The organism is Methylocella silvestris (assembly GCF_002891535.1).
Lineage (GTDB): Bacteria > Pseudomonadota > Alphaproteobacteria > Rhizobiales > Beijerinckiaceae > Methylocapsa > Methylocapsa silvestris_A.
The window spans coordinates 1-14,539 of record NZ_PDZR01000024.1 but is presented as its reverse complement, the minus strand read 5'-3'; the positions used below and the strand labels follow the sequence as shown (position 1 = coordinate 14,539).

The window sequence follows — 14,539 nt, the reverse complement described above, 5'->3', positions numbered from 1 at the left end:
GGCGAGGGACGTCAAACATGCGTTATGTGATCGCCTATGCGTCGACCGCCGTCGTCTTTCTCGGGCTAGATTTCGTGTGGCTAAGCCTGATGGGGGACAGGCTCTACAGGGCGACGCTGCAGGACGTTTTGCGTCCCGGATTCGACGCGCCGCCCGCGCTCATTTTCTACGCGCTGTTCGTTGCAGGCGTGGTGATATTCGCCGTCTCGCCGGCGTTGACGAGCGGGCGGCTTTCGACCGCCGCGACTTACGGCGCCCTGTTCGGCTTTTTTTGCTACGCGACCTATGATCTGACCAGTCAGGCGACGGTCCGCAACTGGACGTGGACGCTCAGTCTGATCGACATGACATGGGGCGCGATTCTGACGGCGACGGCCGCCTCCGCAGGATTTCTCATCACGCGCGCCTTGCACGCCTAGGCCGATTTCGGCGGCCACGGAAAAAACGCGCTGGTGCGGTCGCAATAGGCGCGGTACGCCTCGCCCCGGCTTTCCAGCATATGTTTTTCGAGCAGCGGAACGCCTGACACATAAACCAGCAGCCAGTACATCGCCGCCGGCGCCGTCAATGCGAACCAGCCCCAGAGATATGCGCCCGATAGATCGATGGCGATGACCGGATAGGCGAGCCAGACGAGCCATTCGCAAAAATAGTTGGGATGCCGCGACCAGCGCCAGAGTCCGATATCGCAGACGCGGCCGCGATGGGCCGGATTGCGTGCGAAATTCCGCAGGGTCCGATCCGCCGCCGTTTCTCCGATGACGGCGATCGCAAGCAGCAATGCGCCAGCAAAATCCCTCATATCGAGGCCGGGCCGCGGATTGGTGGCTGCGGCCCAGACGCTTAGCGCGAGAAACACGGCGAAAAACGCCTGCGTTTGCAAAAACCAGAACATTTTGCGCGCGGCAGCCTCGCCCCATTCGCGCTTCAAGGCGGCGTAGCGTGGATCGTCAGGCCCGTGAAAGGCGCGCTGCGCGATATGGGCGCAGAGCCGCGCGGCCCACAGGGAGACCATGGTGGCGACGAGCAGCGCGCGCGACGAAGGGCCTCCTTCGGGCGCAAGGGGCGCAAGGGCGAAGATGACCCCTGAAACGCCGACGCCAAACGTCCAAAACGCGTCCGCCCAGCCTGATTTGCCGGTAGCGCGCTGCGCGAGCGTCGCAAGCCCCATGATGGCGCAATTCAAAAGCGCGACGCAAGCTATGATGATGATGATTCCGGTCACGGCCGATCCGATGTTCGAGGGCGAAGCTGCGCGATGAAGCCGGCGATATCGTCAAGCACGGGCGCCAGAAAACGCAAAGGCATGGCGAGCGCCGCGAGGATGCCGCGATGCGACAGGCCCGGGTAGACGATCGTTTGTACGTCGCCGCCTGATTCGCGGATTTTAGCCGCCAGACGGTGTGGTTTGCAGGGATCGACCGCGTCGTCGTCATCGCCTGTCGCGAGCAGCATCTTCGGATTCTCGCCTGTCACATAGGCGATCGGCTGGGTCTGCGGCCAGCTTTCCGGCGCCCCGAAAATGGTTCTGAGCACGGGGCTTCGCAGGGGAAGAAAATCATAAGGGCCGGCAAGCCCGATCGCGGCCGCTATATCGCGCGCAGGATCAAGTCCGACGCCGCCGAGCCAACGCGCATCGAGGCTCAGCATGGCCGCAATATAGGCGCCCGCGGAGTGGCCGAGAAGCACGATGCGCGCCGGATCGCCGCCAAACTCCGCGGCCTGGTTCTTCGTCCATGCGACCGCCATCGCCGCGTCCTCCAGAAACACCGGATAACGCACGGCTGGATAGAGCCCGTAGTTCAATGTGATCGCGACAAAGCCGCGCCCGGCGAGGGCGCCCATCACAAAGCGGTGGTCCTCCTTTGCGCCGGTCTCCCAACCGCCGCCGTGCAGAAAAACAACGACCGGCGCCGATGACGCGGCGGTCGGAGCATAGACGTCGAGACGGCGGCGCGGCTGCGCTCCATAGGCGACATCGCGCGCGATCGCTTTTGCGCCTGACAAGACCGGTAGATTGAGGAGAGCGAGGCCGAGGCGCTCGTCCAGACGAAACATTCAAAAAGCTCGGACGTTAGAGCGCGCAGCGTCGCCGGGATACGCGTGATGGCGGCGATAAGTTCCGTCGATATTTTATGAAAATCATTTCTTTTCGGGCTTGAAACCTTTGCCTGCGCGGGCCGTATATAGACTGGGGGAAAAAAATGACTCAAGGGGACCGCGGGAGCGGCTACAATATTGCCGTCGTCGGCGCCGGAATTGCGGGCATGGCCGCGGCCTGGCTCTTGAGCGGCGCCCATCGCGTCAGAATGTTCGAGCGGGCGGCGCGGCCCGGCGGGCATAGCAACACGGTCGACGTCAAAACCGCCTCGGGCGTTTTGCCTGTCGACACCGGCTTCATCGTTTACAATACGCTGACCTATCCCAATCTGACGGCGCTGTTCGACCATATCGGGGTCAAGACGCAACAATCGGAAATGTCGTTTGCCGTGTCCCTCGACGGCGGCCGCCTCGAATATAGCGGCGGCGTCGATCTCAGGGGGCTTTTCGCGCAGCCTCGCAATATGGCGAGCCCCCGCTTCTGGTCGATGCTGCGGGATCTGCGGCGCTTCTACGCCAACGCCCCGGCCCATCTCGGGACATTGCAGGGCGTCAGTCTTGGCGCCTATCTCACGCGGGAGAAGTTTGGCGAGCCCTTCCGCGACGATCACATTCTGCCGATGGCCGCCGCGATCTGGTCGGCGCCGGCCACAACCATGCTCGATTTTCCGGCCGAAGCCTTCATAAAATTCTTCGACAATCACGGCCTCCTGAAGCTGGTCGGAAGGCCCGTCTGGCGCACGGTCTCCGGCGGCAGCCGCGCCTATGTCGAACGGATACTGCGCGATATCGAGGTCAGATATGAAAGTCCCGCGCTGACCGTCCGGCAGACGGCTGCAGGCGCGGAAATCCGGTCGCCGGCCGGGCATGTTGAGCAGTTCGATCACGTCGTCATCGCCGCCCACGCCGACGACGCGCTTGCAATGCTGGCGGACCCCAGCGCCGATGAGCGGCGGCTGCTTGGCGCGTTCAGGTACAGCGGCAATGCGGCCGTGCTCCACACCGACGACATGCTGATGCCGAGGCGGCGCAAGGCGTGGGCCAGCTGGAACTATCTCACCATGCGCGAGGGCGGCGGAGATTCCCTCTGCGTCACCTACTGGATGAACATGCTGCAAGACCTGCCCGGGCCCGAGAATATTTTCGTGACGCTCAACCCGCCGAATGCGCCGCGCCGCGGCTCCGTCCTGCACAGTGAAATCTATCATCATCCCGTTTTCGACGCCGCGGCGCTGGACGCGCAACGGCGGCTCTGGAGCCTGCAGGGCAAGCGCAACATCTGGTTTTGCGGCTCCTATTTCGGCGCCGGCTTTCACGAGGATGGATTGCAGGCCGGACTGGCCGTCGCCGAACAGATCGGCGGCGTGCGCCGTCCCTGGAGCGTGCCGAATGAATCCGGGCGCATTCCCTCGCTCAGGCTGCATGATGCGGAGATGGCTCCGTTATGAAGCCGCGGGCGTCCTGTTTTTATCCCGGCGTCGTCATGCATCAGCGCCTGAGGCCGCGTCGCCACAGGTTCCGCTACGGGATTTTTCTTGCTCTTTTCGATCTCGACGAGCTTGCCGCGCTCGACGGCGAGCTGCGGCTGTTCGGCTATAACCGCGCCAATGTGATCAGTTTCCATGACAAGGATCATTTATACGCCGGCGCCGAGTCCTTGCGCGCGAAAGTCGAGGGCGCGTTGCGGCTCGCCGGCCTTTCAGCCGAGGGCGGCCCCATACGGCTTTTATGCATGCCGCGCGTTTTCGGCTATGTCTTCAATCCGATCAGCGTGTATTTCTGCTACAGCGCAGAAAGCGATCTGGTCGCCATCCTCTATGAGGTCAACAATACATTTGGCGAGAAGCACGTCTATCTGTTCGACGCGCGCGGTCAACAGGAGCGCATCGCGCAACATTGCCCGAAGCGGCTGCATGTGTCTCCCTTCATGGACATGGAGCTAACCTACAGGTTCACGATCCGGCCGCCCGGCGCGCGGATGGCTTTCAACGTCAATGCGGCTGATCCGGAAGGCGTGATGCTCGCCACGAGTTTTTCCGGGCGGCGCGTTGAATTTACCGGCGGCAGGCTGCTTGGCCTCCTCTTCGCCTATCCGTTGATGACCTTGAAAGTCATCGCCGGAATTCACTTCGAGGCGCTGCGCCTGTTGCTGAAAGGCATGCGTCTTAGGCCCTCGCCCGGCCCGCCGGACCAGTCGCCAAGTCTTATCCCGCTTCCCGAAAGAGATGAGGTCCGTCCTTGACGAACGAGATTAATGAAGGAGAACGCCTCCTCGCGCCTCAGGATGTCCGCGCCAACGTCCGCCATCTGATATTGCACACGCTTCTGCGCAAAATGACGATCGGCAGCCTGACGATCATCACGCCGGGCGGCGAAACGATTCGACATCGCGGCGCGCAGCCTGGTCCTGGCGCGGAGATTCATGTGCGCCGCTGGAGGGCGATCCGCCGCCTTTTCCTCGAAGGCAACACCGGATTTGGCGCCGCCTATCTTGAGGGCGATTGGACAACCCCGAATCTGGCGGCGCTGATCGAACTCGCCGCGCGCAATGATTCGGGCTTGCAAAACGCCATGAGCGGCTTTTTTCCAGTCCGCATGCTCAACCGTTTGCGTCACGCGCTTCGGGCCAATACGCGGCGCGGCAGCCGGCGCAACATCATGGACCACTATGATCTCGGCAATGAATTTTTCGGGCTCTGGCTCGATGAGGACATGAATTATTCGTCCGCTCTTTTTCACGAGCCGAATCTGACGCTTGAGGCGGCGCAGGAAGCGAAGCAGAATTTCATCCTGGACCAGCTGGCTCTCTCCGGCGGCGAACGCGTGCTCGAAATCGGCTGCGGCTGGGGCAGCCTGGCGCAGAAGCTGATCGAACGCGGCTGCGAGGTCACCGGGATTACCCTCTCGCCGGCGCAGCGCGATTACACCATGGCGCGTCTCGCGCGCGCAGGGCTTGCCGGCCGCGCGGACATACGCCTGCAGGATTATCGCGATGTGACTGGCACATTCGATCGGGTGGTTTCGATCGAGATGCTTGAGGCCGTCGGGAAACACTTCTGGCCGGCCTATTTCGACGTGATGCGCGCACGTCTCAGTTACGAAGGCCTCGCTGCCATCCAGGTCATCACGATCGAGGACGCGCGCTTCAGCTCCTATGAAAGCGCCTCGGATTTCATCCAGCGCTATGTCTTCCCCGGCGGCATGCTGCCGTCGCCCAGCCTCCTTCGCAAAAACATCACGGACGCCGGCTTCGATCTCCTTGCGATCCGGGCCTTTGGCGAAAGCTATGCGGCGACTCTCGCCGAATGGGCGACGCGCTTTCAGAAAAACTGGGCGACGATCGAGACGCTCGGGTTTGATCTCCGCTTCAGAAAGCTTTGGGAATATTATCTTGGCTATTGCGAGGGCGGCTTTCGCAGCGGCGCGACGGATGTTGGGCTTTATGTGCTGTCTCGGTCGGGCGCCGCGTCGGCGAAAACGCGGCCATTGTAGAGCCTTCGCTGGTTTGTGAGTGGCGATTTGCTGGCGCGCTGAGGAACGGTGCAGAGAAGCTACGCCTCTGCGGATTATGCTTTGGGAAATTTCGATTTTCGCGCGATCAAGGTTTGCCAATCGCGCGAAACATGGCAGTTTGCGACGGCTTTCGGCTCGCGGGACCGTTCTCGGGAAAAGGGGCCGGACAAGAAGAATATCATCGTATCGATCCGGGGAGGCGGCGCGTGCGGGATATGAAATTTGAGGCGCACCTGAAAATTCGCGCGCCGGCGCAACATGGCGACCGGCCAGATGCGGCGCACGGCTACGCCTTATCTGCGAACGGCGCAGGGACCGCTGAAGACGGCGATCGAAACGCCCGTCTGAGGCGGATGATCGAAACGCAGATTATTCCTCGCCTGATGATCCAGGCAAAAAGCGATCCCGCCGTTTCAGCCCTACTCAACGCGGCGCGCGTTGCTGCTTCGCTGATGATGGAAGACAGAGAGACCTCTCTCGCCCGGATCGCCGAGATGCGGGAGCTGGGATCGGAGGAGGAGACGATCTGGGTCAGGATGCTGGACCCCGCCGTCGATCGATTGATCAAGCTTTTGCGAGAGCAGTTCGCCGGTGTTCATATCTTTGATGGGGAAGTGGAGGAGCCGGTCAAGGACACTCCGGCGTCTCCGAACGAATGGTCGGCCAGGGCCGCGAAAAACAAGGCCCGTCGGGGCGCCCGGGACGAGTCGGGGTCCAATTGACCCCCCGCATCACAGTGCGGCGCCGTCTCGGCGCGGCTCTCCGAATCGGCGTCGCGGCGTCCGGCGTGTTACAAAGAGCGGCAGCGGCGTGGCGTGTTTTGCGAATATGCTCCGGCGTCAGAAAATCGATTCGCCAGACATGATGGATGCGGTGACTGAGCTTTCCGGCATTGGCGTGAGGGGCCGCTTGCGGCTTGCGACTGAGGGTTTGCATCAGCGTGTGGAGCAACTCCTCGACCTCGATCGGGACATGGGCCGCAACGATTATATTGCGCTGCTGATCCGGTTCTTCGGACTCTATGCTCCGCTGGAAAAGGCATTGTCGGAGCTCCACTGGACGCCGACAGGCCTCGATTTCGAGGCGCGCCGCAAACTTCCCTGGATCGCCGCCGACCTTGCCGATTTCGGCCTCGACGCCGGCGCATGCGCGGCGCTGCCGCAGCGCAAAAGTCTGCCCCGGCCGGGATCGATCGCCGCGGGTCTTGGCGTTCTTTATGTCGTGGAAGGCTCGACTTTGGGCGGCCAGTTGATCCTGCGCCGACTTGGCCCGAAACTTGGGCTCAGTCCGTCTTTTGGCGGACGCTTCTTTGCCAGCTATGGAGCTGACGTCGGACGGATGTGGCGGGCTTATGTAGCGGCGGTCGAAAATTTCGGCGGCGACGAGGGCGCCGTCGCCGAGATCGAACGTGCGGCGATCGACGCGTTTCACCTGTTCGGCGCCTGGTTCGCCGGCCTGGAGCGCGGCGGCGCGACGTTTTCATCGGGCGGCGCAGATGGATGACGAGACGCCCGCGTTCGGCGCCGCGGACCTGTCAAACTGCGACCGCGAGCCGATCCATATTCCAGGGTCGATTCAGCCCCATGGCGCCTTGCTGGCGCTCGACGCCGAAAGTCTGACGGTGGCGCAGGCAGGCGGCAATACAAGACAGCTCCTCGGCTTTGCGCCGCGCGATCTGATCGGCAAACCGATCGAAGACTGGCTCTCGGCCGGGCGGATCGGTCGGCTGCGGGACTTATTGGATAATGAGGGGGCGATGATCCGCCCGTTGCATGCTTTCCGCATGAACGCCGTGGGTGGCAACCGTGGCGTCGACGTCACCGCGCATTTCAGCGACGGATCGCTCATTCTCGAATTCGAGCCGGTCTATGAGGACATTGTAGATGATTCGCTGGCGCTCGTTCAGACCATGATCCGCAGCGTGCAGGAGGCCGATTCTGTCGCGGCTTTCTGCCAATCCGTCGCCGACGTCGTGCGTCAGGCGACGAATTTCGACCGCGTCATGGTCTACCGCTTTCTGCCCGATGGCAGCGGCGCGGTCGACGCGGAAGCTAAAGACCCGGCGCTGGCGCCTTTCCTCGGATTGCACTACCCGGCGTCCGACATTCCAAAGCAGGCCCGCGATCTCTATCTGCGCAACTGGATCAGGCTGATCGCCGACGCGCGCTATGAACCGGCCCCGCTCGAACCGGTGTTCGACGCGCAGGAACGGCGCCCGCTCGATCTGAGCCAGAGCGCATTGCGCAGCGTCTCGCCAATTCATCTTGAATATCTGGGAAATATGGGTGTCGCCGCGACCATGTCGCTGTCGATCATTCTCGACGGCAAATTGTGGGGCCTGGTGGCCTGCCATTCACGGACGCCGCGTTTTGTCGCGCATCGCCTGCGCGTCGCGCTCGAACTTTTCAGCCAGATGGCTTCGTTCCTTCTCGAGACCAAAATCACTGCCGCCGAGCTCGAGCTTAGATCCCGGTCCAAAGTCCTGCACGACAGACTTTTGACGCATCTTGCGGGAGTGGGGGAACTTGCGGACGCTCTCGAAACGCTTCGTCCGAGCCTGCTCGACATTATATCCGCTGATGGACTGGGGCTCTGGATCGAGGGCCGCTATACACATCTCGGACGGGCGCCGGACGCGGATCAGGCGGCCGGGCTCGTGGGCTGGCTAAACGAGACCGCGGAGGACGGCGTCTTTCATACCTCGGCGCTGCCTACGCTTTATGCGCCCGCCGTCGACTTTGCAGATGTGGCTAGCGGAATCATCGCACTTTCGGTGTCGAAGACCCCGCGTGATTATGTCATCTGGTTCCGGCCGGAAATCATCGAGACTGTGACGTGGGCTGGCAACCCCGATAAGTCGGTGAACGCCGAGCCCGATGGGCAACGCCTGTCGCCGCGAAAGAGCTTCGCCGCTTGGAAGCAGGAAGTCCGACTGCAGTCGCGCCCGTGGAGCAGCGTCGCAATTCAGACCGCGCAGGCGCTCAGGGTGTCGCTGCTCGAGGTTGTTCTGCGACGGGTCGACCAAATTGCGCGCGAGCGTGAGAGTGCGCGCCAGCGTCAGGATGCGCTGCTTGTGGCGCTCGACCATCGGATCCGTCAATGGGAGACGACGGCGCAGCAACTGAAGATCGAATCAGATCGCCGGGCTGTTGTAGAGGCCGAGCTGTCCGAAGTCTTGCGCAGTACGGTCATCAACCAGGAAGCGGAACGACAGCGGATTGCGCGCGAATTACACGACAGTCTGGGGCAATATCTGACTGTAATGCAACTCGATCTCGACGGTATCGGCCGTGACGTCGATTCATCTCTCGCGGTCAAGCGACGGGTGGCGGATCTCAAAAACCTGACGGCGAGTCTTGGCAAAGAGGTCAATCGCCTCGCCTGGGAAATACGGCCGACGGCCCTGGACGATCTTGGCCTTCAGACGGCAATTCAGCAATTCTTGGAGGAATGGGGCCAGAAATCGGGGCTGCAGTTTGATTTGCACCTCGCCTTGAGCGATCGGCGACTGCCGCCTATTGTCGAGACGACGCTCTATCGCATTCTTCAGGAAGCGATCACGAATGTCGTCAAGCATTCGCAGGCAAAAAAAGCGGGCGTCATTCTGAAGGCGACGTCGAGCGAGGCGATAATGATCGTGGAGGACGACGGCAGGGGCTTTCTCTGGGATGACGTCGACTCGGCGACAAAGCCCTCCTCCCGCCTTGGGCTTCTTGGCGTGCGGGAGCGCTTGTCCCTTGTAGGAGGCAAACTGGAGATTGAAACCAGCCCCGGGCATGGCGCGACCCTCTTCATTCATGTTCCGCTCTAATGAGCCCCGCGGCGGCGCCCATCTCCCTTCGCGTTTTTCTCGCCGACGACCACCCTGTCGTCCTAGCTGGCGTCAAGGCGCTGATCGGCGCCGATCCAGAAATGACGATCGTCGGAGACGCTTGCGACGGGCGCAGCGCGCTCAGCTTGGCGACGGAGCTTAAGCCGGATATCGTAATCTTGGACATTTCGATGCCCGGCCTGAATGGAACGAAAGTCGCCGAGCTTTTGCGTGCGGCTTGTCCTCAGAGCAAGATTCTCGCGCTTACGGTTCACGAAGATCGCGGATATTTGCGCCAGCTCCTTGAACTTGGCGTTGCGGGCTATGTTCTGAAGCGTTCGGCCGCGGAGGAGCTCATAAGGGCGATACGAGCCGTCGCCGCGGGCGGGATCTATCTCGATCCGGCGATCGCTGGAAAAGTGCTCGGCGGCATACCACAAAAGACAACCGTCGTCGCGCTCAGCGCCATTGCTGACCTCAGCGAGAGGGAAACAGAGGTTTTGCGATTGACGGCTGGAGGACACAGCCATAAGGCGGTCGCCGCCGAACTCCGCATCAGCGTCAAATCGGTGGAGACGTATAAGGCGCGGGCGATGGAAAAACTTGGCTTCGACAGCCGGGTGCAGCTGGTGCGCTACGCGGCTGGCAAAGGCTGGCTCGGCGAATCTTAGCCGAAGCTTCGCTTTGTCAGTAATTTCCCTGACATGTGGGACTTTTATCGACAGGGAGCGGGGATTTTCCTCCTTTGCCGCGCCATGGGCGAATTCTACTGTAATTTCAGCCCTTAACCTGGCGGGACGATCTGTCGGGGAATGACGGTTCCGCTGAACGCGCGCCTTAACGTCTATTTCAAGACCTTTTTTTAGCGAAAGTATGTGACTGGAGCATTGATGTCCGACATTCTTCCGGCAGTTGAAGCGGTGCCCATTAACCGAACTGAGCATAATGGTGCGATTGTGCGTCAGAAGGCGTTTGACCAGGCTTGGGCCATGCTGGAGGGCGAACTAAAAGAGTTCGGATCCGCAGAGATCCTGTCCATTCGAAATTATCTCGCGCAGGCAATCCTCAATGAGGCCGAGCGCGATGAGAGCGATCCCGTGATCTTGAGCGTGAAAGCGCTTCACGCACTCGCAGTTCATTTGCGTAATGGTAAGTCGCCAGCTCAGCTTGCTAGCTGTTAGGTTCCAGCTAACTAGAAGGCAAGGTGCCCCACCTGGGCAACTTGCTGACACTGCAAACGCTATCATTGCCGTGCTAGCTGCCGAATTCAGATCAAACTCGGCAGCCCAAAATGCGTCAGGAGCGCGGGTAAGTCAGTGCAATAGCCGCAACTGGCGCGCATAAAATCCAAACCCAGATCACAAGTCCCATGATCATCTCCGAATTTGCAGAAGCCCCCCGGTTGAGAGTGTATGACGCAAGGACGTGGGTTTCAACTCCTGCGGCGCTTGCCGACGAGTTGCAAAGGACGATCTTGCCGGAGGACCAAATTCGCAATCGTTTCTTGAGCCATTTGCAACTCCGCGCAAAAATTGAGTGCCGGCGTTCACGTTGTTGTCTAGCCGAAGCCAGAACTTGTCGCCTCAGGCGGCGACGCCATAGCTGAAGATTGGCCAACGTGAGCTGCTGCCGGTTTTGAGGACACCGAGGTAAGGTGTTTTTGGAATTGGAGAGTGTTGATGGAGAGACGGAAATTCGGCCTTAAGTTCAAGCTCCAGGCAGTGAAGCTGGTGGTGGATCGAGGTGTTTTTGTCGCGCAGGCGGCCCGTGATCTCGACCTGCATGTGAATGCGCTGCGCAAACGGGTGCGAGAGCATTCCGTCGATCCGCAACAGGCGTTTCCCGGCCATGGTCAGATGAAGCCGGAGCAGCTTGAGATCGAGAAGCTGCGGCGCAAAGTCGCCAAGCGCAAAGCGCGACATCTTAAAAAAAGCCGCGGCCTACTATGCCAGGGACTCGATATGAAGTTCGCGTTCGTCGCAAAGCACCGAGGGATCTGGCCGGTTACGTGGATTTGCGAGGCACTCGGTGTCTCTCGCTCGGGCTTTCATGCTTGGCTCAATCGCTCGTCCAGCCAACGGGCCCGGCATGACGAAGTGCTGGTTGCCGAGATCCAGTCGAGCTTTGCCGGCAGCGACCGGACTTGCGGAACTCGTCGGTCTGGCATGACGTGTTCGCCGAACGGCTCGACGCCGGTCTGCATCGCATCGAGCGGCTGATGCGCTAGCAGGGCCCACGGGTACGGCCATGACGCAGAGGCCTGCCAAAAGTGCCGGCCAGCGTCATGCGGTATCGCCCAACATCCTCGATCGAGCGTTCGAAGCTTCAGCACCGAACCAGAAGTGGATCGCCGACTTCACCCTGCATCTGGACAGCTCAGGGCGGGCTCTATGTGGCAGCGGTCGTCGATCTGTTCTCACGCCGCGTTGGATGGCCGATGAGCGCGAGCATGACCGCCCAGCTCGTCACGGATGCTCTCATCATGGCGATCTGGCGCCGCGGCAAGCCGGACAGCCTGCTGCATCATTCCGACCAGGGCAACCAATACGCGAGCGAGCTGTTCCAGCGACTGATAACCGATCATGGCATCACCTGCTCGATAAACCGGTCCGGCAATGTCTGGGACAATTCGGCGATGGAGAGCTTCTTCTCATCGCTCAAATCCGAACGCACCGCCCGCAAAGTCTACCGCACCCGGGACGATGCCATTGCCGATGTGTTCAATTATATCGAGCGCTTCTACAACCCGCGCCGCCGACACTCGACGCTGGATATCTAGCCCCGTCGAGTTCGAGAATGCAGCTATGTTAGCCTAACTCGGTGTCCATGAAACCAGCAGCATCTCACATTGCTCTTCGCGCATGAGAACTTGTTGTCCGCAAAGCGGGGCTCAGAAGCAATTGGCAACCGTGCGTATCTTGACTTATTTAGTCTTGGCAGGTGCGGACGGATAGTTTTCTGACGGGGCGCTGGTGGCGTTCATGTCCTTTGCCGAATGCGCAACGCAGTGAAAAACAAATCTAAGCGTCGGACGACGTTTGCTGACTTCGAAGGGGGAAAATGATGGCAGATGCGTCGAATGCCGTAAGCGAGTTCAGCAGTAAAATGGACAAGGCGTTAGCGACCGTATTGGCTACGCCCAGCGCGGAGGACCGATATTTTATCGGCGAGGCACTTTTTATTGGAACTGTGCTTTTTGTCCTTAACCGCTACGCGGGAGCCTATTTGGACGAGCTTGGCATAAAGCCCCTCGCTAAGCAGCACGCCGACGCCACGCGCGACTACTTGGCCAAAATCCGCGCCAAGAAAATCGAGCCTTCTGACGGCGAGGCGCAACAAAAGCAGCTTCAGCTCGCGTTGACAGCAATCGAGGAGCGCGGCGCATCGCCCGAGGCGGCGCGCGCGGCTGAAGAGACGTTGGCAAAAGTACTGGTTGACGCGGGCGCGATCAACGCGCAGGCGCGAGAAACGGCACATGAGGTGACGGTCGTCGTGCAGGCGATCGTTCGGCGTTCGTGACCGGCCGTGACGAGGTCGAGTCTCCTGAGCTTCACCTTTGGCTTTGCGCGTGCCGCCAATTGATGTTGGAGAGACCCGCAGATGGCGCATGGTCTGATGCGCTTCACGGTGTTTTTGGCGTAAGCACGCCTCTAGACGGTTGGAACAAGGAAGTTTTTACCGATGGAAGGCCGCCTGGATACGTCTTCCTCGATATCCCCAGCAAGCATGCTTATCGAACCTCGACATTGCCTCAGGGGGTGGATGAAACGGCCGTAAATGTGCTGCATCCCGCCGTGCCCGATGACGCAGGAAAAAGCGAGCTCTGGCGGCGCGCGTCCGAGATCGCGGCTGAACTCCCCCGGCGGGACGTACCTCCTGGCATGCGCAAGCCGAAGCTCGTGATGCAATCAATCGCCCAGTTTTGCACGCTGCGCCGCCACAAGGACTCGACGATGCCGTTTGCTGCGGCGATCACGAAGCCGTTGTTCGAGGGCGTCAATTTCGGCGTGTCTACAGGCCCAGATCCGGTCCTTCGGCTGGCGGCTCGATACATGCGTTTTGAAGTTCCTGGAATACTCGCCCGCCACATGATTCCCACCTTATACGAGACGTCATATTCGATGATTCCAGGGCTTTTCAACCGAACCTGCCCGCCGGTGAAGGTCATGCTTTTGCATAAGGCCGAACAGCTGAGCGATGCAGCTTACCGCCTGTGGCGAGTTCGAAAAACATTGAATGTCTCGGGATTTTGTAATGCGACTTATCTCGGGCACCTGTGCGCCGCAGTGGTAGCGAGCTTGGGATCAAATGAGGGCGGACGTCTCGAACGCCTTATGTTCACCGAAGGTGAACGAAACAGGTTGCAGCGTCTTCGCCAGAATGTGGATGAGCTTGGAACGCATTACTTCGCGCCGACATTTGATCTGCCAGCTCGTTTCCAGCCAGGCCAAATTTTGCTTTGGGTGCGAAAGATGGCTGAGTTACAGCGCGAAACTCCGCAGGAAGTTGCGGAACAGGCGTGCTTACACCCAGGCTTGGCGCGCATGCTGGCTGACCCGGACCCGCGGGTGTTGGGATTGCAGGCCGGAACGTCGGAGTATCAACGGTTTTTGCGGGACGCCCATATCAATTATGTCCAGAACATTGCAGATTTGCCCGGCCTCTCGATAGATAGCGCTCTAAAGCAAGAGGCCGCCGCTCTTCGGGTCAATCTTCACGAATTTGTAGACTACTGATGCGCGTCGCCGCGGGGATTCAGTATCTGCAGAATGGCGTTGGCGTGTCTATTGGGGGATGACGCCAATCGGTCTGCGAGTTCCTGCACGAAAAATCGCGCGCGGGCGTGAACAGATCGCGGGCGAAAAACCGGACTTGCTCGGCGGTTGCTGTAAAGCCCATAAAAGTCTGTAAACGGCGCAGCGGCGCGGCTGACCGATTCATCAAAATTTAAGTGAGCAGGCCGGCGCGCAAAGACGTGCCCTGAGCCGCCTAAAATCCCTTGCTATTGCCGAGTGCGATGGCGACGCCATAGCAGAAGGTGTCGAGGAGGTCGTCTTCTCGATCCCTGTTTTTGTCGCCGACGCGAAAGCTCTCGATTTGTTCGAGCAGGTGATT

Annotated in this window: 13 protein-coding genes and 1 pseudogene; 12 read left to right on the top strand and 2 right to left on the bottom strand. The window is 60.4% G+C overall.

Annotated elements, in window-relative coordinates; all coding sequences use genetic code 11:
• Positions 1-17: 17 nt before the first annotated feature.
• Entirely contained in the window at positions 18-419 is a 402-nt protein-coding gene (locus tag CR492_RS16835; protein WP_102844896.1) for a DUF2177 family protein, read from the top strand.
• Here CR492_RS16835 and CR492_RS16830 read toward each other — a convergent pair.
• The gene (locus CR492_RS16830; protein ID WP_102844895.1) at positions 416-1,225 is read right to left on the bottom strand and encodes a DUF1295 domain-containing protein; all 810 of its coding nucleotides are present in this window, start codon (positions 1,223-1,225) and stop codon (positions 416-418) included. The two genes, CR492_RS16835 and CR492_RS16830, sit on opposite strands and share 4 nt — an antisense overlap.
• The gene (locus CR492_RS16825; protein WP_102844894.1) at positions 1,222-2,058 is read right to left on the bottom strand and encodes an alpha/beta hydrolase; all 837 of its coding nucleotides are present in this window, start codon (positions 2,056-2,058) and stop codon (positions 1,222-1,224) included. Before CR492_RS16825 ends, CR492_RS16830 begins: the two co-directional genes overlap by 4 nt.
• A gap of 146 nt (positions 2,059-2,204) precedes the next feature.
• On the opposite strand from CR492_RS16825, the gene CR492_RS16820 reads away from it, so the two are divergent.
• The 11 genes and pseudogenes from CR492_RS16820 (at position 2,205) to CR492_RS16765 (ending at position 14,160) form a co-directional block, all read left to right on the top strand.
• The gene (locus tag CR492_RS16820; protein ID WP_102844893.1) at positions 2,205-3,548 is read left to right on the top strand and encodes an NAD(P)/FAD-dependent oxidoreductase; all 1,344 of its coding nucleotides are present in this window, start codon (positions 2,205-2,207) and stop codon (positions 3,546-3,548) included.
• Positions 3,545-4,342 (top strand): DUF1365 domain-containing protein, encoded by a 798-nt coding sequence (locus tag CR492_RS16815; protein WP_102844892.1) that lies wholly within the window; start codon positions 3,545-3,547, stop codon positions 4,340-4,342. The genes CR492_RS16820 and CR492_RS16815 overlap by 4 nt, the downstream gene beginning before the upstream one ends.
• Positions 4,339-5,592 carry an SAM-dependent methyltransferase gene (locus tag CR492_RS16810; RefSeq protein WP_102844891.1) on the top strand — a complete coding sequence of 418 codons (1,254 nt, stop codon included), beginning with the start codon at positions 4,339-4,341 and terminating at the stop codon, positions 5,590-5,592. The genes CR492_RS16815 and CR492_RS16810 overlap by 4 nt, the downstream gene beginning before the upstream one ends.
• 131 nt (positions 5,593-5,723) lie before the next feature.
• Entirely contained in the window at positions 5,724-6,335 is a 612-nt protein-coding gene (locus CR492_RS20570) for a hypothetical protein (RefSeq protein WP_146030308.1), read from the top strand.
• 142 nt (positions 6,336-6,477) lie between these two features.
• Positions 6,478-7,116 (top strand): biliverdin-producing heme oxygenase, encoded by a 639-nt coding sequence (locus tag CR492_RS16795; protein WP_180982584.1) that lies wholly within the window; start codon positions 6,478-6,480, stop codon positions 7,114-7,116.
• Positions 7,109-9,424: a GAF domain-containing protein gene (locus CR492_RS16790; RefSeq protein ID WP_102844887.1), complete on the top strand. Its 2,316-nt coding sequence runs from the start codon at positions 7,109-7,111 to the stop codon at positions 9,422-9,424. Before CR492_RS16795 ends, CR492_RS16790 begins: the two co-directional genes overlap by 8 nt.
• The gene (locus CR492_RS16785; protein WP_102844886.1) at positions 9,424-10,095 is read left to right on the top strand and encodes a response regulator transcription factor; all 672 of its coding nucleotides are present in this window, start codon (positions 9,424-9,426) and stop codon (positions 10,093-10,095) included. The genes CR492_RS16790 and CR492_RS16785 overlap by 1 nt, the downstream gene beginning before the upstream one ends.
• Before the next feature lie 219 nt (positions 10,096-10,314).
• Entirely contained in the window at positions 10,315-10,605 is a 291-nt protein-coding gene (locus tag CR492_RS16780; protein ID WP_102844885.1) for a hypothetical protein, read from the top strand.
• 498 nt (positions 10,606-11,103) lie between these two features.
• A pseudogene (locus CR492_RS16775) lies at positions 11,104-12,240 on the top strand (IS3 family transposase).
• Positions 12,241-12,487: 247 nt separating this feature from the next.
• The gene (locus CR492_RS16770) at positions 12,488-12,943 is read left to right on the top strand and encodes a hypothetical protein (RefSeq protein WP_146030307.1); all 456 of its coding nucleotides are present in this window, start codon (positions 12,488-12,490) and stop codon (positions 12,941-12,943) included.
• Between the two features lie 62 nt (positions 12,944-13,005).
• On the top strand, positions 13,006-14,160 hold the full coding sequence (locus CR492_RS16765; RefSeq protein WP_146030306.1) for a hypothetical protein: 1,155 nt from the start codon (positions 13,006-13,008) through the stop codon (positions 14,158-14,160).
• Positions 14,161-14,539: the final 379 nt, after the last annotated feature.